This window comes from Limnobacter sp. (assembly GCF_046297615.1).
In the GTDB taxonomy this organism is placed as follows: domain Bacteria; phylum Pseudomonadota; class Gammaproteobacteria; order Burkholderiales; family Burkholderiaceae_B; genus Limnobacter.
The window spans coordinates 124596-145441 of the sequence record NZ_JBKBHM010000008.1 but is presented as its reverse complement, the minus strand read 5'-3'; the positions used below and the strand labels follow the sequence as shown (position 1 = coordinate 145441).

Sequence of the window (20846 nt, the reverse complement as noted above, 5' to 3'; positions counted from 1 at the left end):
TTGTTATGTGTTTAAGCCCTGTAACTTTCCAGACCGCGGGGGCAATGCCCATTGTGGCTTTCCACAGAGGGGGATGGCCCTGACCGGGTTTCGTGGCAAGATCCAACCATGGTTCAGAGTACACCCGAAGTTTCCAGCTACCGAGCGCGTCAGGTTCGTCAAACCCTGCGATTTGGCGTTCCTGCGGTCGTGTTTCTTCTTCTGATGGTGCTCATCGGTTCGGCGGTAGTTTACACCCGACAGCAAGAGCAGGAAGCCCATCAAAAAAAGCTGATCAGTAACGCCTTGTGGTCGGCCGACACCCTTCAATTCCAGCTCAAACGCTTGTCTGGTTCCCTGGATGCACTGGCTTCGGACCCTGGGCAATACCAGTCGCCTCGGCTGAAACTGGCCCTGGAGCAACTGGCCCGAAGCACACCCGGGCTTGTGGCGGTGTTCAAGGGCCATGGCATGGGCCTTGCGGCCAAGCTGGACGACTCCGTGCCCGATTCGGTGTTGGGCCCCTTGCGGGATCAGATCGCCAAGGATGTGGCCACGCGCGAACTGCTTCGGTCTGACGGGGTGATTGGCCCTTACGAGCTGGATGGATTGCGTTACATCGCGTCCGTCAACATGACGCCGGGCGGGCATGCCTTGCTGGTAGGTATTTTGGACCTGGACAGCTTTCTGCAAGCCGAAATGCCCAAGTGGCTGCTGGAATCTACAGACCTTAGTATCACCGACCTCGAGGGCCGGGTGTTCGGCAGTGTGGCACGCCCCCGCATCAAAGGGCAGAACAATCTGTCGCATGTCAGTGAACTGGATTTGGGCGGCCTCAACCTGCAGTTACGTGCCTACAGCGCTGCCGACGAGCCCCCGTTGTTGCTCAGTCATGTATTCAACTCCATCACTGGTTTGTTGTTGCTTTTGCTGGCCGTTACTTTTGTGCTGTTGTGGCGCGACTCCCGCCAGCGTTTGGTGATGGAAGAAAAGCTGCGCGAAGAAAAGCAGTTCCGTCAGTCCATGCAGGATTCCATGGCTGTGGGCTTGCGCGTCTGGGACCTTGACGGCGTCATTCGTTACGTGAACCCCGCTTTCTGCAACATGGTTGGTTTCGAACCCAAAGAGCTGATTGCAGTGCCGCAGCCCTTGCCGTATTGGCCATCCAAAAACATCGAGGAATACAAAACCTTGGTGGCCAATGTCATTTCCGGCAACGCCCCACCCGAAGGGTTTGAGACCGTGTACCAGCACAAGTCGGGGCGCTTGATTGATGTCCTGATTGTTGAGGCCCCCCTGCGTGACGGCAAAGGCGAACACGTGGGCTGGATGAGTTCGGTGATCGACATCACCGACCGCAAACGTTCGGAAGCCTTGGTGGCCGAGCAACGTGAAAAACTGCAGGCGGCCTCACGTTTTGCCTTGGTGGGGGAAGTGGCCTCCAACATTGCGCATGAGCTGAACCAGCCGTTGGCCACCATGGTGTCGTTTGCGCAGGCCGGGTTGAACCTCACTGAACGCGGAGCGACCGTTGAAAAGTTTGCCCAGCTGTTCGAGAAACTGCGGGACCAAGCCCAACGAGCCGGGCGTGTGGTGGGGTCTGTGCAAAACCTGGTGCGCAAACGCCGACCGGTTCGTGAATCCGTTCGGGTTGAGGATCTGATCGATTCCATTCGTTTCATGGTCACCAGCATTGCCGTTCATCACGATGTGCGTCTGCACTTCAAAATTGACGACCATGAAGTTCAGGTTCACGTGGACCGCATCATGGTGGAGCAGGCCATCATCAATCTGGTCAAGAACGCGGCTGAAGCCTTCACTGCCGCCCAGCGGATTCGCAATGTGTGGGTGCTGGCCCGCCATGTTGAAGACAGCTTTGAAATCGCAGTTCGTGATGATGGCCCCGGTTTAAGCCTGAATAACCCGGAGCGCATGTTTGAGGCGCTGGTGTCTACAAAACCGGATGGTCTGGGCTTGGGCTTGAGTCTCTGTCGGTCGGTGGCGGAAGCCCATGGTGGCCGATTGAAGGTGGAGGCTGTCGCCACAGGCGGTACCTGTTTTATCATGAGCTTGCCCATGGCCATTCGAGAGTCCATGGAAGGGGAGACAATTGGAGCTCAATAAAGGCAAGCAGGTTCTGCTGCTTGACGATGACAACGACCTGCGCGAAGGCCTGAAGTGGATGTTTGAAACCTCGGACCTGCCGATGCAGGGCTACGGCCGTTTCGAGCAGTTCCGCGCTGACCTGGACGCGCACTTCAACAGCAGCAATGCCTTGTGCCTGTTGCTGGATTTGCGGATGCCCGACATGTCTGGGTTGGAGGTGTTTCAATGGTTGGGCCGCAACGGTTACAACCTTGACCGCATGCCGGTTATATTTTTGACCGGTCATGGTGACATTTCCACTGCCGTAGAAGCTGTAAAAAACGGTGCCTTCGATTTTTACGAAAAGCCGACCACGGACCAACGCCTGATTCAGCGGGTGCAGCAAGCCTTGCAGAAGTCCTTGGAACACATGGAGGTGCAGGGCTCCATGCGTGAGTGGGTTGAGCGCCTGTCCAAGTTGTCGCCGCGGGAGAAAGAGGTGATGGTGCTGGTGGCCCAAGGGCGCCTGAACAAAGTCATCGCCTCGGACCTCGATATCTCCATGCGCACCGTGGAAGTTCACCGCGCTAACGTGTTCGACAAACTGAAAGTTCGCTCGGCTGCCGAGTTGGCGACTATGTTGAGCAGGTTGAGCGAACGTTTGGGTTATGACCCGGCGGCCTGATTGGTTCCAGCAGGTTTGTTCCCGTCCGCTGTGCTTGTAGGTTCAGCCGGGGTTTCAGGCACTGGGGCGAAGCTGACCTTGATGTGATTGGCCAGCAACTGGTAAATGGACGAGGGCAGCAAACGTTTGCTGACCTGTGTGGCCACTGCAGATACAAAAATCAGCGGCATGACCAGCTCGTGGTTGTCCACCATTTCCAGCACAATCACAAAGGCTGTAATGGGGCAATGGGTGACTGCGGACAGTACGCCGACCATGGCCAACAGCATCAGCGGTGCCGCTTCATGGTCAATCAGGTTGGCGTAGAAATGCCCGAAACCGGCGCCTATCGACAAGGTGGGCGAGAATACCCCACCCGGCGCGCCGCTGGCGAATGACACCAGTGTTGAAGTGAATTTCACCAGCCAGTACATGGGCGAGAGGGCTTGCTCGTCTTGCAGCGCCATTTTGGTTTCGGTGTACCCTGCACCCAACACCTCGGCGCCAAATACCCAGGCCATGGCCGAGACGATTACGCCGCACCCCGCAGCAAACCAGTAAGGGTGGCGGGCCCGCAGGCCACCGATTCGGCCCTTGGGCGACACCACCATGATCATCAAGCGGCCATACAGGCCACCGATCAAGCCCGCAAAAATGCCCAAACTCAGAATGGTGACCCATTCCTCACTCCAGTCGATGGTGGCATTCGAGTACCCGAAGTACGAGTAGTTGCCCTGTAGAACCAAGGTCACCAAGCCCGCCAGCACGATGGCCATCAGCAGGGAAGATGTTCTGCGCATGGCTTTTTTGTGGCTGAGTTCTTCAAAGGCAAACATCAACCCACCCAGCGGTGTGTTGAACGCCGCCGCAACCCCGGCCGCGCCGCCCGCGATGATCAGCGAACGGCTGTCAAACAGGCGGGCTACCCCGGGGAAGCGATGGGCAAAACCCATCATGGCGGCGCCAATTTGAACAGTGGGCCCTTCGCGCCCCATGGCGGCGCCGGAGGCCAGTACCAGCGGGGTCAGAATCAATTTGCCCAAAAAGGCGCGCCAACCCAGGAGGCGATCGGTCAGCCTTGGTTTGGGGTGGCGAATCACCTTGATGACTTGAGGAATGCCACCACCGCCCGCGCCCCAAAAAAGTCGGTTGATCAACCAGACGCTGAGTGGAAAAACGATCGGGGGAAGCAACAGTGCCCAAGCTGTGTGCTCTTCAAAAAAATCGATGTTCCATTCAGCAGCGTAGTCGGCGACCATGGCAAACCCGACCGCCAAAAAGCCAACAGCCAACGCAAACGCGTACACCACCAAGGTGATGAGGCTGCGGTTGGCCATGAGGCGGGCACGCTGACTGGAGAATCGGCTTCGGGTACGGCTGGGCACGACGGTCCTTTGATTGGGTTGGACTCTAGTCCGAGATTGTCGCATGAAAAGAAAAAACCCCGGTGCAAGGCTCCGGGGTTTTTAGTCTGAGCGTCGGTCAGGGGCGACACACCCCAAGACCGGAGGTCGTTCGTATCAGAACGACTTGCGACGGGCAAATCCGCCGCGCTCACCGCGGGGAGCATCGCCAGTTCCGGCGGGTTTGCCCCAGCTACCACCTTTGGATTCGCCACGGTTGGGTCGGTCACCAAACTTGCGATCACCGCCTTCACGGTTGCCGAATGCGGGGCGATCACCAAACTTTCGTTCGCCGAAGGCCGGACGGTCACCAAACTTGCGTTCGCCGCCTTCGCGGTTGCCGAATGCAGGGCGGTCACCAAACTTGCGTTCACCACCGAAGCTGCGCTCGCCGCCTTCGCGATTGCCGAATGCGGGGCGGTCACCAAACTTGCGTTCACCACCAAAGCTGCGCTCGCCGAACTTACGCTCGCCGCCTTCGCGATTGCCGAATGCGGGGCGGTCACCGAACTTGCGTTCACCACCAAAGCTGCGTTCGCCACCTTCGCGGTTGCCATACGCTGGGCGGTCACCGAACTTGCGTTCACCACCGAAGCTGCGCTCGCCACCTTCGCGGTTGCCAAATGCGGGGCGGTCACCGAACTTGCGTTCACCACCAAAGCTGCGCTCGCCACCAAAGCTGCGCTCGCCACCTTCACGGTTGCCAAAGGCCGGACGGTCGCCGTGCTTGCGTTCGCCGCGGTCACTGTTGAAGCCTTCCGGGCGGGGTGCAAAACGCTGACCGGGGTTGTTGCTGCGTCCGTCGTTGCGGAAGCCGCCGGGGCGGCCACCACCACCGCCGCCACGCTTGCCATTGCTGCGTGGGGCTTTGTCGAAGTTGCCACGAGGCTCAAGGCCTTCGACCTGCTCTTCAGGAATTCGGGCACTGATGAAACGCTCGATGGCACGAACGCGGATGATGTCTTCTGACTCAGCCAAGGTGACAGCCACACCGGTGCGGCCAGCACGGCCGGTACGGCCAATGCGGTGCACGTAATCTTCCGGCTTCATGGGCATGCCGTAGTTGATGACGTGAGAAATTGTGGGCACATCCAGGCCCCGGGCTGCCACATCGGTGGCCACCAGAATCTTGATATCGCCTTTTCGCACGCTGGCCAGTCGGCGGTTACGCACCACCTGAGGCATCGCACCGTGCAGGGCGCAGGCCCGCACACCTTCGTCCATCAAATCACGGGCTAGGTTTTCAGCATCAATCTGAGTGCTGGTGAAAATCACAGCCTGATCAATGTCGGGCTGGCCCAGCCAATGGTCCAGCAGCTTGCGCTTGTGGCCCCGGCTGTCAGCCCACATCAGTTTCTGGGCAATGTCAGCATTGGTTTCGTTGGGCGCTGCCAGTTCAATTTTGCGGGGATCGTTCATGATGCGCTCAGCCAGCGTGGTGATGCGCTTGGCGAACGTGGCAGAGAACATCATGGTCTGGGTCCGGTTGCCGCACAGGCGGTCCAGGGCTTCCAGGTCTTCCGCAAAGCCGAGGTCCAGCATGCGGTCCGCTTCGTCCACGATCAAGGTGTGAACAGTGCTCAAGTTCAATTTGCCTTGCTGGGCCAAATCGAGCAGACGGCCGGGGGTGCCCACCACCAGGCGTGCGCCGCGCAGGCCAGCCATCTGTTTGCCATAGGGCATACCACCCACCACGGTGGCGATTCGCAAGCCTTTGTGGTGGCGCACCAGGTTGATGGCGTCCTGGCTGACCTGTTGGGCCAGTTCACGGGTGGGGCACAGCACCAGGGCCTCAGGGCCTGCCAGCGCGTCCAGTGGGCTTTGCTCTGGGGCCATCATGCGGTGCATGGTGGGTAGCAGGAATGCAAATGTTTTGCCGCTGCCAGTCTTGGAGCTGACCATCAGGTCGCCGCCAGCGATCGCCAAAGGCAATACGTCAGCCTGCACAGGGGTAGGTTCGGAAATATTCAATGTGGCCAATGCCTGGAGCAATGGCGAAGCAAGGCCGATGGCCTCGAAAGACGTGGTCATGATTTATCCAATTCGATGGATTCAAAAAGTCATCGACAGACAGACGGACAGCAGACGAGACCCAAAAAACAGGGCGAAACTGCGAGGAGACTGACGGCGATGGGCGTAACGCTTAAGCAACCCAACGCGGCCGTTGAACAGGGTATGAAGAGACCCGTTGATTTGCAAGAGTGGGCGAAGTGTAACCACTCACTGTGCAATGCACAAGAGGTAATTCATTCTAGATCGCCAATTCGGTGGCACGAGGCATACATTTTTTGCGAAATCGGTCGTTAAGCCCTATGAGAGGCCCCCTGTGTTGTCTGTGTACGACACCTGGAGTGCCATTGGGTGCCCGGAATCATCGCTGGGCCGGGCCATTGATTGAGTCTTGCTTTATGAAACCTCTGAAAATGTTGGCGGTGGTCTCCACCGCATCCCTGTTGAGTTCCTGTGATGTGTCACAGCTACCGGGTCTGGATGGACGCCTGTCCCAGCAAGACAGCAAGGCCATAGGTGCAGCCTGCCGACATTCCGGTCGGGCCTTGGAGGATTGTTTCGCGCTCAATCCCAAAGCGCCCCAAGCCGGCGTGTTCGAGGGTTGGAAGGACATGAACGATTACATGCTCGCCAACCAGATCGAAGAAGTGAAACCCGAGTTGCAGGCGTTGGCCCCCAAGGCTGAGAAGCCGGCAGTGGCGGCGGCTGAGTCGCCTCACGGCGAGGCCGCTGCCAAGCCAGCGGAGGCCCAGGTCAGTGATTCCTCGGGCCGAGGGCGCTGGAGTCCGCGCCCCGCAGGCGCGCCTGCGGCCGAGGCACCTGCTGACACCAAAGAAGCGTCTGCCAAGCCGATGACGCATGCGGAAACCAGCGCCCCGCAGCCCTCTGCTGTGGCGCCGGCTTCGCATCCCAAGCCTCGTCCATGGGAACGAAAGACTGAACCCGCGCCCGAGGCCAAAAAAGAGCCCAAGAGCCACACATGACGGGACGCTGACCGCATCAGCCGGTCAGCCCCGGTGATATGCTCAACCCATGCCCACCCCATGAGGAAGAGCCGTGTTCAAAGCCCTGCGCTGGCCTGTGTTGGCCGTGCTTGCCCTGACCTTTCCCCTGTCCTTGTACGCCCAAAGCAGTGCGCGCCCACTGCCGCAGTCTCTGCTGGCGGCATTCAACAAAGCGAAAATTCAGACTGACGATGTCGCCATCTACGCCATGCCAATCGAGCCGGTGCTCAACGACCGCACGCCTGCTTGGGGTTTGAATGCCAATATGTTGGTGAACCCGGCCTCGGTGGTGAAGGTGCTGACCACGGGAATTGCGCTGGACACGTTAGGCAGTACTTACCAGTTTCGCACCGGGTTTCACGCCGACGCCGAGCCTGTGGATGGGGTGTTGCGGGGCAGCCTCTATATTAAGGGGGGTGGGGACCCTGGCTTCCTGACCTCCGATTTGTGGGGCGCGCTGCGCAGCCTGCGTGCCAAAGGCGTCAAAACAATTGCCGGCAACGTGGTCTTGGACGACTCCGTGTTTTCTGATGTGGGCGTGGCCTTGAGTGGCGATGACGCCGCAGCATTTGATGAATCCCCGCACCGCGCTTACCACGCCCAGCCGTATGGCTTGTTGATGAATCACGGGGCCATGTCCATTGACTTGGAGCTGGACCGTGACTCCGTTCGTGTCGTGCCTGAAGAAGCGCCGGCCAGTTGGGCGTTTGTGTCGGAGGTTCGGTTGGTCGGTGGTGCCTGCGGTTCCTGGAAAAACGGCATGCAGGTTGGCTTTACCCGCCGTGGGGACAATGTGGTGGTAACTGTCGCAGGCAACTACCCCAGGGCTTGCGGTACCTCCCGTTTGCCCATCCGCATTCCGCCTCAAGACTGGCTGTGGGAATCGTGGTTCCGGGAAATCTGGGCCCAGTTGGGCGGCGAGCTGCGTGGCCAGGTCGTCAAAGGCAAAACCCCCAACAGCACCCTCGCATTGACCACCGTCATGGGGCGCCCCATGGCCGACCATATCCGGCAAGTCAACAAGTGGTCCAGCAATGTGATGGCGCGTCATCTGGAGTTGGCGGTGGCCGGTACACCTCAGGCTTTCGGCCCCAAAGTGCTGGGCTGGCTGGCCACGCAGGGTGTGCCCACCCCGGGTTGGGTCATCGACAATGGCTCCGGTTTGTCGAGAAAAACACTCGTGGACCCCAAAGGCTTGGCCCAATTTCTGCGGAACATGGCCCAGCGGCCTGATTTTCCCGACTACCTGGCCAGCTTCCCCCGTGCCGGGGCTGACGGCACGGTGCGCAAACGCATGAACGAGGTGGATGGTTACGCCTATCTAAAGACCGGCAGCTTAAGTGGCACGCGTTCTGTGGCCGGTTATGTCAGGGCGCAGGACCGGCAATGGTGGGCGGTGGCCATCATGGTGCGCAGCCCCAATGCCGCTGAAAGTTGGCCTGCCATGGAAGGGGTGATCGAATTCATCTACCGCTCTCGGTGAAGTTTTCTCCACCCTTGTTGAAAGGCGCGCCAGAACTCGCTTTTTCCTTTGTTAGACTAAGTCCTCCAGATCCACATACTTATGACGAGGACACCACCATGGACAACAACAAAGACAAATTGTTTAGTGACATGAAAATCGTACTGAGCGACGCCGAGGATCTCCTGAAGGCTGCCGCCTCGTCTTCTGGTGAGCGCGCTGTAGAACTGCGAGAAAAGGCATTGACCAGCCTGCGCCGCGCCAAAGAAGTCATGCAGGATGCCCAGTCCGCCGTGGTCGAGAAAGGCAAGGCTGCCGCGCGCGCCACTGACGATTATGTTCATGATCACCCTTGGCGCGCCGTGGGTATTGCAGCGGCCGTCGGCTTCGTGCTGGGCCTGATCGTCAACCGCCGTTGATTCTCAAGGGCCGTCTGTGATCAATCCGCAATCCCGAGCAGCGTTTCGACGGGTTCTGGCTGGCCTTTTGGGCATGGGCCAGACCCGGCTCGAGTTGCTGGGCGTAGAACTGGTACAGGCCCGCCAAGCCACTGTGGTCACGCTGTTGTGGTCCTTGGTGGCTGTGCTGGCGTTGGCCTTTGCGTCGCTGTTCGCGGGTGTGGCGGTTATTGCGTTGTGCTGGGAAACCCATCGCATGGCGGCCATCCTGGGCTGTGTGGCCGCGTATTCACTTCTGGCGGCCTATGCCTGGGTTCGGCTTAAACGCAACTTGGCCGAGCAGCCCGCCTTGTTTGAAGCAACACTCGAAGAATTGGGCAAAGACCGGCAGGCTATTCTGGACTCCATTGGTCAGGACGAACCCAGCGGCTCAACCCTGTCAACCCGAGGGGGCGTGTAATGGCGCAGCAATTTGATGCTCTGGAAGCCCGCAAGCAATTGTTGCAAATGAAGGCCCAGTTGCAACGCATGGAGCTGGGCGCCGATGTTCAGGCACTCAAACAAGAGATGGCTTGGCTGGGCACCTTAAGGCAGATCGGCGGTTTTTTTGCACAGCGCCGCCTCCAGGGGTTTGGGCCCTTGGGTGCCTTGGGTGGTCAGGTGTTGCAGGACAAATTCAAGCAACACCCTTGGCTGGGCTTTGTGGTGTCCACCGCCTTGATGCGGTTTCGCAAACCAATCGCCAAAGTGGCCCTGAAAGCCTCCTTGGGCGCAGTATTGTTGGCCGCTGCCGTGGCCTGGGTGCAACGCCGCCCCAATTCCGACGCGTAACCGCCAAGCCCGGCTTACAGCCCAAGCCGGGTCATCAATTCCCTAACCCGTTCATCCAGTGCCGCGTCCGGTGCAATGGCTCGTCCCCACTCCCGTGAGGTTTCGCCAGGCCATTTGTTGGTTGCATCCAGCCCCATCTTGCCGCCCAAGCCGCTGATCGGGCTGGCAAAGTCCAGATAATCGATTGGGGTGTTCTCGATCAACACGGTGTCCCGTACTGGGTCCATTCGTGTGGTGATGGCCCAAATGACCTCTTTCCAGTCCCTGGCGTTCACGTCGTCGTCCACCACCACGATGAATTTGGTGTACATGAACTGCCGCAGAAAGCTCCAAGTGCCCATCATGACCCGCTTGGCGTGGCCTGCGTAGGCTTTTTTCATGGAAACAACGGCCATGCGGTAGCTGCACCCCTCGGGCGGCAAGTAGAAATCCACGATTTCCGGAAACTGCCGCTGCAATATGGGTACAAACACTTCGTTCAAGGCCACGCCCAGCACTGCGGGTTCATCGGGCGGTTTGCCTGTGTAGGTGGAGTGGTAAATTGCATCATCCCGCATGGTGATGCGATCCACCGTGAACACCGGAAACCAGTCCTGCTCGTTGTAATACCCCGTGTGGTCCCCGTAAGGGCCTTCCAGGGCGCAATCCCAACCTTTCAGGTAATCCGGAACAGGGGGAGGGGCCCTCAGAACGGTGACTCCTTCGCGGATATCCGGCACCTGGCCATCTGTTCGCCCCTTGCGGGCTTGGACTGCAATCGGGTGGTCAGCCGGGTAGATGTGGCCTTCCAGCACAATCTCGGATTCCGCGGGCACCTGAAGGGCGTTGCCGATGCATTTCACCAACTCAGTTCGGCTTCCCCTCAGCAGGCCGGCGAATTGGTACTCCGACAAGGTGTCCGGTACCGGGGTTACAGCCCCCAAAATGGTCGCCGGGTCAGTGCCCAGCGCCACCGAGATTGGGAAAGGCTGCCCCGGGTTTTTCAAGGCATGGTCCCGAAAATCAAGTGCACCACCCCGGTGGGCCAACCAACGCATAATCAGCCGATTCGGGCCGATTTGCTGTTGTCTGTAAATGCCTAGGTTTTGCCGTTTGCGGTTGGGCCCTTTGGTAATGACCAGCCCCCACGTTACCAGTGGTGCTGCATCGTCAGGCCAGCAGGTCCATATCGGAATCTGGTTCAGGTTGGCGTCGCTGCCCTCCAAAATATGGGTCTGGCAGGGGCCTTTGCTGACTTCCTTGGGCGCCATGGACAGCACTTGCTTGACCAGGGGCAGCTTGTCCAAGGCATCGCGCAGGCCCTTCGGAGGCTCGGGTTCTTTCAGGTAGGAAAGGGTTTCACCAATTTCCCGTAGTGCCCGGGTGTCCGAAGCACCCATACCCATGGCAACCCGCCGCGGGGTGCCAAACAGGTTGCCCAGTACCCGGTGTTTGAACCCGGAAGGCGCGTCAAACAACAGTGCCGGACCTTGTGCCCGTAGCACTTTGTCGCATAAATGCGTCATTTCCAGCACCGGGTTAACCGGTTCTGGGACTCGGACCAACTCACCCTCTTTGTAGAGTAAGTCTATGAAATCTCTAAGATTTTTATATTTCATGGGCTGTAAGAGGGACTGCTAAACCCCGAAAAAGTTCGCCGGACTACATTTTGCGTGGGTTCGAGAAAAGTTTCAGTTCTGAACAAACCCGCGCCAACACTGGCTTTCAGGTCAATCGCCCGAATTAGTGGCAAAACTCTATCAGATTTCGAGTTGACCCCCCGTAAATCTGCCCCTAGAATCCGCTCAACTTCGAACGAGAGCACAGACCTCTCCATCCGAAGCTCGCCGAAGAGGGCCTGCCTGCGAACGAACTTTAAGGCGCCCGTCTTCACAATCGAGTGCACTGGCCAACACAGGGTGTCAACCCGGCCCGCGTGCAGAACGTTCTGCCTCACGGATCAAATCGAGGCAGATGCAACGCTGAGTCAAACAATGCGAGCAATCGCGTTTGCGTAGCGAAGGAGGTTGCATGAATAAGCAGTACCAAACAGTACTGACCGTGGACTTGAACCCAAGCCAGGTCAAGCTGTTGAAAAATGTTCGCAATTGGATGTCCGTGCTGGGCGTTGTGTCCGTATTCACAACCTTGGCTGTCGGTGCCGCTCTGGCATTGAACCCTGACTTCCGCAATCGTGTGTTCTTTTCCGAGCCCGTTCAGGCTGTGTTTGCCAATCAGATTGATTTGGTGTCCACAGGGTTGGCCGATGACGAAATCGACAACAAATCCGCCGGTAAGGGCATCACTCTGATTCCAGCCAGCTACAGCGCCAACGGTGCCAAGCAGGCATTGACCCCTGGGCAGCGTGAAGTGGTCGAGTATCTCTCTGACCGTTTCCGCGTGTCTCCGGAGGCGGTGGAATCCATTGTTCGACTGGCCTACAAAGTAGGGCGGGAAGAAAAGGTGGATCCCACTTTGATTCTGGCTGTGGTTGGCGTTGAGTCCAGCTACAACCCTTTCGCTGCCAGCCCTGTGGGTGCCAAAGGCCTGATGCAAGTCATGCCCAAGGTGCACAAAGACCGCTTTGAAGAACTGTCCCCCGGCGATTGGTCCGCACTGGACCCCGAAGACAACATGCGGGTGGGTGCTCAGATCATCAATGAATACACGCGCCGTGCTGGTTCAGTTCAGGCGGGCCTGCGCTGGTACGTAGGCGCAGCGGTGTCGGGCAATGACCGCGGCTACCCCGCCAAGGTGCTGGCATTGAAATCCCGCATTGATGCTGCTTACCGTTCTGGCCGCCTTGTGGCCGACGGGAAACCCCAAGCCGCCAAGCCCACGCCCTACGAAGGCTGAGCAAGCCCTTCTTTAAGGTTGCGAATGGCGCGCATAAAAGCGTTCCATTCGCCCTATGCATTCCTGCAAGGTGTTCAGGCTGTTGGCATACGACAACCGCACCATGGAATGGCCATTCTCGGGCGAAAAGTCTTTTCCCGGCACAGTGCACACCCCCTCTTCATTCAGCAGAGCTTGGCAATACTCATCGCTTCGACCAGCCCATGGGCTGGGTACGCGGGTGTACACGTAAAAAGCAGAATCTGGTTTGGAGCGCACCGTCATACCGGCCCGGTGAAGGTTGACCAACAACCAGTCCCGTCGGGCCTGAAACTCCAGTCGCCGGGCTTCACATTCGGCCAGGCTCTCTGGGGTGAAGCAGGCCAGCGCAGCCCATTGGGCTGGGGTGCTGGGGCATATCGCCAGGTTTTGAGCCAACTTCTCCAGGGTTGAAATCATGTTCATGGGGGCCAGCAGCCAACCCAACCTCAGGCCCGTCATTCCAAAAAACTTCGAAAAGCTGTTGACGACCATCAAGGGCCACGAGTCGTCGGGCGCTCCAGTGGTTTGAACGATGCTGCGCGCAGGCCCATCGTGGCTGAGCTGTTGGTAAATCTCGTCCATGATCAAAAACCCTTGTCGTTGTTTGATCAACTCAACAACGTCAGCCAAGCGGCCCTCAGACAGCCGGGTCCCGGTGGGGTTATTGGGGCTGGCCAACAAGGCACCACGGGTGCGAGCCCCCCAGGCGTGGTGCAAAGCACCCACATCAGGTTCGAAATTGAGTGCCTCTTGGGTATTGATGGCCACGGGAACACCGCTTGCCGTTTGAACAAAGGTTTTATTGCAGGGGTAGCCGGGGTCGGTGATCAAGACTTCATCACCCGGGTTGATCAAAGCCAGGCAAGCATATTGAAGGGCAGCCGAAGCCCCGCCGGTAATCACGACCTGTTCGGGGCGTACTTTAACCCCGAAGCTGTCTTGGTAATGCTGCGCCACTGCCGCGCGAAGCGGCCAAAGGCCCAAGGCCGAGGTGTAGCCGGTCTTGCCCTCCTGCAGCGCAGTCTGAAAGGCGTGTAGCACGGCTTTGGGTGGGCCAAAGTCGGGTTCGCCAATCGACAGGTGCAATACCGATCGGCCTTGTTGAGCCAATTGATCGGCCGCTTTCACCAGTTCCATCACATGAAATGGCTGAATCTGTTGACTCAAAAGGGAGGACATGGGTTCACTCAATCTGGGTATGGGCACGACTTCTTGATGGCTTTTGTGGAAACTCCTGAAGTCAGGGTGTCAGGCAGCACCTATAATTTTGCATTCACCGACTTCCCACAAGCAGAGAAGATTATATGGCTCAACCGATGGATCAGCGTTTCCGACAGGCCGCACTGGAGTACCACGAGTTTCCCACTCCCGGTAAATTGCAGATCTCTGCCACCAAAAGTTTGGTAAACCAGCGGGATTTGGCTTTGGCCTATTCCCCGGGGGTTGCCGCTGCCTGTGAGGAAATTGAGGCCGATCCGTCCACCGCTGTCCGCTATACCTCGCGAGGCAACTTGGTGGGTGTGGTCACCAACGGTACCGCAGTGCTGGGTTTGGGCAATATCGGCCCCTTGGCCGCCAAGCCTGTGATGGAAGGCAAGGCGGTGCTGTTCAAGAAGTTCGCGGGTATCGATGTGTTCGACATCGAAATCAATGAAAGTGACCCTGACAAGCTGATTGAAATCATTGCGTCGCTGGAGCCCACCTTCGGCGGCATCAACCTCGAAGACATCAAGGCCCCCGACTGCTTTAAGGTTGAGCGGGTCCTGCGTGACCGCATGAAGATTCCGGTCTTTCACGACGACCAGCATGGCACCGCAATTGTGGTGGGTGCAGCAGTCTTGAATGGATTGGAAGTGATCGGCAAAGACATCAAAAAGGTCAAGCTGGTCACCTCCGGTGCTGGTGCTGCGGCCTTGGCCTGTCTGGATTTGCTGGTTGAACTGGGTTTGCCCCGTGAAAACATTTGGGTGACCGACCTGGACGGCGTGGTGTACAAAGGCCGCACGGCTGCGATGGACCCGGACAAAGCCCAGTATGCTCAAGACACCGTGGCCCGCAAGCTGGCCGATGTCATTGAGGGCGCTGATGTGTTTCTCGGTTTGTCGGCTGGCGGTGTGCTGAAGCAGGACATGGTCAAAAGCATGGCAGCCAAGCCGCTGATTCTGGCCCTGGCCAACCCCACGCCGGAAATTCTCCCAGAGCAGGTGTATGAAGTTCGGTCCGACGCCATCATGTGTACAGGCCGCACCGATTACCCCAACCAAGTGAACAACGTGCTGTGCTTCCCGTTCATTTTCCGGGGCGCGTTGGATGTGGGGGCCACCACCATCACCAAAGAAATGGAAATTGCGGCTGTTCGGGCTGTGGCTGAGTTGGCGCGCAAGGAACAGTCGGATGTGGTGGCGTCAGCCTACCGCACCCAGAACCTGAGTTTTGGCCCTGAATACCTCATTCCCAAGCCATTTGACCCCCGCTTGATTGTGCACATTGCCCCGGCGGTGGCCAAGGCGGCGATGGACAGCGGCGTGGCCACCCGGCCCATCGCCAACCTGGACACTTACCGTGACCAGTTGCAGCAGTTTGTGTACCACTCCGGTACCTTCATGAAACCGATTTTCGCGGTGGCCAAGCGTTGTGTCACCCAAACGCCACAAACATCCCGTGTGGTGTTTGCTGAGGCGGAAGATGAACGCGTGCTGCGCGCAGTGCAGGTCGTGGTGGACGAAGGCATCGCCAAACCCGTGTTGATTGGTCGCCCTTCCGTGGTGGAGCGCCGCCTGGAACGTTTCGGCCTGCGCATCAAGGCGGGAGTGGATTTCGAGTTGATCAACCCGGAATACGATGAGCGGTATAAAGACTTCTGGACTTCGTATTACGACCTGTCCAAGCGCAAAGGCGTGACGGAAGCCTACGCCAAGATTGAGATGCGCCGGCGCAACACCCTGATAGGCTCCATGCTGATTCACAAAGGGTATGCGGACGCCATGATTTGCGGCACCTTCGGCACCCATTCCCTGCACCTGCATTACGTGAACCAAGTGATCGGCCTGCGCAGCGGCTGTAACACCTATGCCGCCATGAACGGCTTGATGTTGCCCAACCGTCAGGTCTTCCTGGTTGATACTCACGTGAATTACGACCCCACAGCCGAGCAGATCGCGGAAATTACCCTGATGGCTGCCGAGGAAATGATGCGTCTGGGTATTCAACCCAAGGCGGCCTTGCTGTCGCATTCCAACTTCGGGTCGAGCAATCAGCCTTCAGCCGTCAAGATGCGTGATGCACTGGCCAAGTTGCGGGACATCGCCCCTTGGCTGGAAGTGGAGGGCGAAATGCATGGTGACTGTGCCTTGGACGAAGCCGTGCGCAACAGCATTTTCGCGGGGTCCAACCTCAAGGGCGATGCAAACCTGCTGGTATGCCCCAACATTGACGCAGCCAACATTGCCTACAACTTGCTGAAATCGGCTGCCGGCAATGGTATTGCTGTTGGCCCGGTCTTGTTGGGTGCAGCCAAGCCTGTGCACATTCTGACGCCTTCGGCCACTGTTCGCCGTATTGTGAACATGGCAGCCTTGGCTGTACTGGACGCGAACTCCGAACGGGTGAGCGCACTGTAATTTCCTCAGCCCCTGCCCCAGTCGGCAGGGGTAGGCCAGGGCTGAAAGGCGAGAACAAAGTGCACAAGGTGCACTTTTTTGACGTTTCGGTCTCGCCACATTCAAGGCATGATGCAGCATGAGGGGGTGCATCATGAGCGAGTCCATCGATTCCCAGTTGTCTCACAGCGAAGAAGTGACAGGCTTGGTGCTGTCCGGCGGTGGGGCACGTGCGGCCTATCAAATCGGGGTTTTGCACCAGTTGGCCATTTGGTTTGCCCAGGAAAACAAGCGGGACTTTGATTTTCCATTCAAGATTCTGTGCGGCACCTCAGCCGGGGCCATCAACGCCGCTGCGCTGACCTGTTGTGGTCGAAATTTTTACCAATCCACGGAGCGGATGCTGAGGGTGTGGGAAAACTTCCACGCCGAACAGGTGTTCCGGGCCGACTCCTTGGGCATTATCCGCAGCGGTGCGCGCTGGCTGTCGGCCTTGTCCATCGGGTGGATGTTGCGTAAACGCCCCAAGTCCTTGCTGGACAGCTCCCCTTTGGGCCACCTGTTGCAAAACCTGCTCCATTTTCGCCGGCTTGACGAGGCGCTTGAGAGTGGAAAAATTCATGCCTTGGCGGTGGCCGCGTCCAGTTACACCAGCGGTCGCCATGTGACTTTTTTCCAGGCCCGAGAAACCATCGAGCCATGGGTGCGCACCCAGCGAGTGGCTTTGCAGACCCGCATCACGGTGGACCACTTGCTGGCTTCTGCAGCCATCCCCTTTGTATTTCCATCCGTTCGCGTTCAAATGGATCAACAGATGGAATGGTTCGGCGATGGTGCCATTCGTCAACTGGCCCCCATCAGCCCGGCCATTCACCTGGGCGCGAACAAGGTGATGGTGATTGGGTCCAGCCAGGAAGCGAAGAACCACACCTTGGCCACCGACATGCAAATGGCCTACCCCAGTTTGGCCCAAATCGCTGGTCATGCCATGGCCTCCATTTTTCTGGACAGCCTGTCGATCGACATTGAACGGTTGTCCCGGGTCAACAAAACCTTGTCCTTGTTGCCTCCGGAAATGGCCGCGCAGAGTGCACTCAAGCCTGTTGAATTGCTGGTGATTGCGCCCAGTGGCCGTATTGATGAAATCGCTGCCAAGCATACCCAGGATTTGCCGCGCCCGGTGCGTGCAATGTTGTCGGCGCTGGGGGCCACTGAAGCCGGTGGCGCTTCGCTGGCCAGTTACCTGCTGTTTGAGGGCAATTACACCCGTGAATTGATCCGTATGGGTATCGCTGACACCATTGCCAAACGCGATGAGGTGTATTCCTTCTTCCGTCTGGGGGCCCGCAGTTAGTACAATGGCGGCCTTGATGCTGCTTTTCCGGTGTGTTGATGAATGGCCTGAAGCCCTATGCCGCATGGCACGCCCAGTTTCGCGACCCCACCCTTGCTGCAGGGCTGGAAGCCTTGTGGCAAGCGCCCGACCATGTGCTCCAAGCCCACACCTTGAGCGAGGTGTTGCCTTGCCTAGCCCGTGCCCAAGCCTTGGCGGCTCAGGGCTTGTGCGTGGTGGGTGGGGTTCAATATGAGGCGGCCGCGGCCTTTGATTCGTCCTTGCACACGGCCTCACCCTGTGCTGCGCCGTTGGCCTACTTTCTGGCGTTTCCTCACGCCAGGATTCAACGCGTTCAGCTTGCCGAGAATGCTGAGCCAACCGTTGACAATGGCCTAACTACAGAACCTTGGCTGGACGACCTTGCCACCCCACGCTTCGATCAAGCGTTTCAGGCGGTTTCGGAGGCCATTGCGCAGGGTGAGTTTTATCAAATCAACTTCACCACCCGGCTCAGAAGCCATCTCACGGCAGGTGACACCTGGGCCTTGTTTCTGCGCTTGTATCAAGCACAGCCCGCGCAACTGAGCCTGTACATGAGCACACCGGGGGGCGATGTCCTCAGTCTGTCCCCTGAGTTGTTTTTCGAGGTGCGGGGCAAGCACCTGAAAACATCACCCATGAAAGGCACTCAAAGTTTGGGTGAGAAGGCTGATGGCCACACACCGGCCCTTCAGGACAGTGAGAAGGACCGCGCCGAAAATGTGATGATCGTGGACCTTTTGCGCAATGACATGGCCAAAGTTTGCGAAGCGCGGTCGGTGCAGGTGCAATCATTGTTCGATGTGATGACTTTGCCCACGCTGGCGCAAATGACATCCACCATCACTGGGCAACTCAAAGAAGGCACTGGCGTGGTTGAGGTGTTCAAAGCCCTGTTTCCTTGTGGCAGTGTGACGGGGGCTCCAAAACACCAGGCGATGTTGAGAATTGCCCAGTGGGAACCGGCGCACCGTGGCTTTTATTGTGGTGCGTTGGGGGTGTTTAACGGGCCAGATCAGGTGCGCTTCAATGTGCCCATCCGCACTGTGCAAACAGGCGGGTTGGCCCAAGGTGGCCCCGGCGCATTGATGTACGGTGTGGGCAGTGGCGTGACCTGGTATTCACAGCCACAAGCCGAGCAAGCTGAGTGGGCCGTCAAAACGCGATTTCTCAGCCGCGCAACCACCGAGTTTCACATCCTTGAAACGGTGCGTCTGCAAGATGGTCAATGGCAGCGTGCGGATGATCATCTTCAACGCATGCGCCGTAGCGCGGCTGCGCTGGGCTTTGTGTGGCCGGAGCAGACGATGCCCGCCAGTCTCAAGGCCTGTGCAGCGCTTCATCCAGTGGGTGTTCACCGGGGGCGCTGGCTGTTGTGGCGTGATGGTCAGTTTGACATTCAGGTATTCCCACATCAGGACCAACAGGCCCCAGTGTCCGTTCGTGTGGTGACCTGGCCCAAGCATGTGCAGCCATGTTTCATCGTTCACAAAACCACACATCGCCCCCATTACGATGCAGCCTACGCCTTGGCTGACGGTGATTTTGATGTGCTGCTGTGCAATGCAGAAGGGGTGCTTTTAGAGTCAAGCAGGGCCAATGTGGTGGTGCAGCTCGACGGCCGTTTGTACACGCCGGTGCTGGACGAATCTGCCGGGTTGAATTTGTTGCCGGGGGTGTTTCGCCAAGCGCTTTTGCGACACAATACCGTGGTTGAGGCAAGGCTGCAGAGCAAGGATTTGGCGCGTGCAGAGGGTATTTGGCTGGTGAACAGTCTGCGTGGCTGGATACCGGTTCACACCGTGAATCATGAAGGAGGGCAGTGGTCGGTCTCAACACCAGCGGTTCCTGAGTTGTCCTGATACCAATAACATTTTTAGAGAGACCCCAACCCGTGAATCCAAGCACCATCCAGATCATCGGCGCAGCCCTGTTTGCCATCGCCGTTCTGCACACGTTCTCCACCAAGTTCTTTGAACGCCTTGCCCATTCGCAGCCCAATCATGCGGGTTTGTGGCACCTGCTCGGTGAGGTGGAAGCCGTGTTCGGTTTCTGGGCCATGGTGTTGGTGGTGTTCATGTTCTTCCTGCTGGGCAGCCACGAGGCGGTGACGTATGTCGACACCCGCAACTACACCGAACCCTTGTTTGTGTTTGCCATCATGGTGATCGCGGCCAGCAAACCGATTCTTTATCTGGCTGCGCAACTGGTGCGTGGTATTGCAGCCTTGTTGCCTTTGAACCGACAAGTGGCTTACCTGTTTACCGCTCTGTCGGTGGTGCCGTTGATGGGTTCATTCATTACCGAGCCTGCCGCCATGACCTTGGCGGCCCTGTTGCTGCGTGACCGCTTTTATGCGCCAGGCATCAGCAACCGGCTGATGTACGCCACCTTGGGCACTTTGTTTGTGAACGTGTCCATCGGCGGCACCCTGACACCGTTTGCAGCACCACCCGTGTTGATGGTGGCGGCCAAATGGGGGTTTGACATGCCCTTCATGCTGGCTACATTCGGTTGGAAAGCAGCCTTGGCTGTGTTGGTGAATGCTTCGGTAGTCACTGCCTTGTTCGCGCGGGAACTGAAATCCATGTCCATTCCTTCCAACCCGACCAATGGTTCAGCCATGCCCATCTGGGTGGTGGCCACACACCTGGTGTTTTTGGTGGGTGTGGTGGTGTTTGCCCACCATGCGGCCATGTTCATGGGCTTGTTTCTGTTCTTCTTGGGCTATACGGTGGCCTATAGCCAGTATCAGGATCGCTTGATTTTGAAAGAAGGCTTGATGGTGGCTTTTTTCCTGGCGGGCTTGGTGGTGCTGGGGGGTATGCAGGCCTGGTGGCTTCAGGATGTGTTGAAGGAGTTGAGCCCCACTGCGCTGTACTACGGGGCCACGGCACTGACAGCCATCACTGACAATGCTGCGCTGACCTACTTGGGCTCGCTGGTGGAAGGCGTGAATGATGAATTCAAATATGCACTGGTGGCTGGTGCGGTAACCGGAGGTGGATTGACTGTGATTGCAAACGCCCCCAACCCGGCTGGTTATGCCATTCTCAAGCCATTTTTCAGTGACGGGGCCATCAGTGCGGGTGGACTGTTCATTGCAGCCGCTCCACCCACCGTGGTGGCTATTCTGGCATTTCAACTGCTTTAAGCAGAACAGCCCTAACCTGAACCAGG

General features: G+C 58.1%; 16 protein-coding genes. 12 read left to right on the top strand and 4 right to left on the bottom strand.

The window, feature by feature from the left end:
• Positions 1-108 precede the first annotated feature (108 nt).
• Both ACK4FF_RS15170 and ACK4FF_RS15165 read left to right on the top strand, forming a co-directional pair.
• On the top strand, positions 109-2103 hold the full coding sequence (locus ACK4FF_RS15170) for a two-component system sensor histidine kinase NtrB (RefSeq protein ID WP_409711115.1): 1995 nt from the start codon (positions 109-111) through the stop codon (positions 2101-2103).
• Complete coding sequence (locus tag ACK4FF_RS15165) at positions 2090-2749, top strand: response regulator transcription factor (protein WP_409711113.1); 660 nt, start codon at positions 2090-2092, stop codon at positions 2747-2749. The genes ACK4FF_RS15170 and ACK4FF_RS15165 overlap by 14 nt, the downstream gene beginning before the upstream one ends.
• On the opposite strand, the gene ACK4FF_RS15160 is transcribed toward ACK4FF_RS15165, so the two are convergent.
• Both ACK4FF_RS15160 and ACK4FF_RS15155 read right to left on the bottom strand, forming a co-directional pair.
• Positions 2731-4113, bottom strand: a complete 1383-nt coding sequence (locus tag ACK4FF_RS15160; RefSeq protein WP_409711111.1) for a chloride channel protein — start codon at positions 4111-4113, stop codon at positions 2731-2733. The genes ACK4FF_RS15165 and ACK4FF_RS15160 overlap by 19 nt on opposite strands.
• 135 nt (positions 4114-4248) lie before the next feature.
• Entirely contained in the window at positions 4249-6162 is a 1914-nt protein-coding gene (locus tag ACK4FF_RS15155; RefSeq protein WP_409711109.1) for a DEAD/DEAH box helicase, read from the bottom strand.
• Between the two features lie 377 nt (positions 6163-6539).
• Between ACK4FF_RS15155 and ACK4FF_RS15150 the strand changes: the two genes are divergently transcribed.
• The 5 genes from ACK4FF_RS15150 to ACK4FF_RS15130 all read left to right on the top strand — a co-directional run bounded on the left by ACK4FF_RS15150 (position 6540) and on the right by ACK4FF_RS15130 (position 9836).
• The gene (locus ACK4FF_RS15150) at positions 6540-7124 is read left to right on the top strand and encodes a hypothetical protein (RefSeq protein WP_409711107.1); all 585 of its coding nucleotides are present in this window, start codon (positions 6540-6542) and stop codon (positions 7122-7124) included.
• Positions 7125-7197: 73 nt separating this feature from the next.
• The gene (gene dacB / locus ACK4FF_RS15145; protein WP_409711105.1) at positions 7198-8628 is read left to right on the top strand and encodes a D-alanyl-D-alanine carboxypeptidase/D-alanyl-D-alanine-endopeptidase; all 1431 of its coding nucleotides are present in this window, start codon (positions 7198-7200) and stop codon (positions 8626-8628) included.
• Between the two features lie 98 nt (positions 8629-8726).
• Entirely contained in the window at positions 8727-9026 is a 300-nt protein-coding gene (locus ACK4FF_RS15140; RefSeq protein WP_409711103.1) for a YqjD family protein, read from the top strand.
• A 16-nt stretch (positions 9027-9042) separates the two neighbouring features.
• Positions 9043-9465 (top strand): phage holin family protein, encoded by a 423-nt coding sequence (locus ACK4FF_RS15135; protein ID WP_409711101.1) that lies wholly within the window; start codon positions 9043-9045, stop codon positions 9463-9465.
• Positions 9465-9836 (top strand): hypothetical protein, encoded by a 372-nt coding sequence (locus ACK4FF_RS15130; RefSeq protein WP_409711099.1) that lies wholly within the window; start codon positions 9465-9467, stop codon positions 9834-9836. Before ACK4FF_RS15135 ends, ACK4FF_RS15130 begins: the two co-directional genes overlap by 1 nt.
• Positions 9837-9850: 14 nt before the next feature.
• Here ACK4FF_RS15130 and ACK4FF_RS15125 read toward each other — a convergent pair whose 3' ends face one another.
• On the bottom strand, positions 9851-11434 hold the full coding sequence (locus ACK4FF_RS15125) for a UbiD family decarboxylase (protein WP_409711097.1): 1584 nt from the start codon (positions 11432-11434) through the stop codon (positions 9851-9853).
• 412 nt (positions 11435-11846) lie between these two features.
• Between ACK4FF_RS15125 and ACK4FF_RS15120 the strand changes: the two genes are divergently transcribed.
• Positions 11847-12671, top strand: a complete 825-nt coding sequence (locus ACK4FF_RS15120; protein ID WP_409711095.1) for a lytic transglycosylase domain-containing protein — start codon at positions 11847-11849, stop codon at positions 12669-12671.
• A 12-nt stretch (positions 12672-12683) separates the two neighbouring features.
• On the opposite strand, the gene ACK4FF_RS15115 is transcribed toward ACK4FF_RS15120, so the two are convergent.
• Positions 12684-13871 carry an aminotransferase class I/II-fold pyridoxal phosphate-dependent enzyme gene (locus tag ACK4FF_RS15115; protein ID WP_409711093.1) on the bottom strand — a complete coding sequence of 396 codons (1188 nt, stop codon included), beginning with the start codon at positions 13869-13871 and terminating at the stop codon, positions 12684-12686.
• A 125-nt stretch (positions 13872-13996) separates the two neighbouring features.
• On the opposite strand from ACK4FF_RS15115, the gene ACK4FF_RS15110 reads away from it, so the two are divergent.
• The 4 genes from ACK4FF_RS15110 (at position 13997) to ACK4FF_RS15095 (ending at position 20820) form a co-directional block, all read left to right on the top strand.
• Positions 13997-16312, top strand: coding sequence for an NADP-dependent malic enzyme (locus ACK4FF_RS15110; RefSeq protein WP_409711091.1), 2316 nt, complete (start codon positions 13997-13999; stop codon positions 16310-16312).
• 133 nt (positions 16313-16445) lie between these two features.
• The gene (locus ACK4FF_RS15105) at positions 16446-17645 is read left to right on the top strand and encodes a patatin-like phospholipase family protein (RefSeq protein WP_409711089.1); all 1200 of its coding nucleotides are present in this window, start codon (positions 16446-16448) and stop codon (positions 17643-17645) included.
• Positions 17646-17683: 38 nt separating this feature from the next.
• A complete protein-coding gene (locus ACK4FF_RS15100) occupies positions 17684-19528 on the top strand; it encodes a bifunctional chorismate-binding protein/class IV aminotransferase (RefSeq protein WP_409711087.1) in 1845 nt (614 codons plus the stop codon).
• Positions 19529-19560: 32 nt separating this feature from the next.
• The gene (locus tag ACK4FF_RS15095) at positions 19561-20820 is read left to right on the top strand and encodes a putative Na+/H+ antiporter (RefSeq protein ID WP_409711085.1); all 1260 of its coding nucleotides are present in this window, start codon (positions 19561-19563) and stop codon (positions 20818-20820) included.
• The last annotated feature ends 26 nt before the right edge of the window (positions 20821-20846 follow it).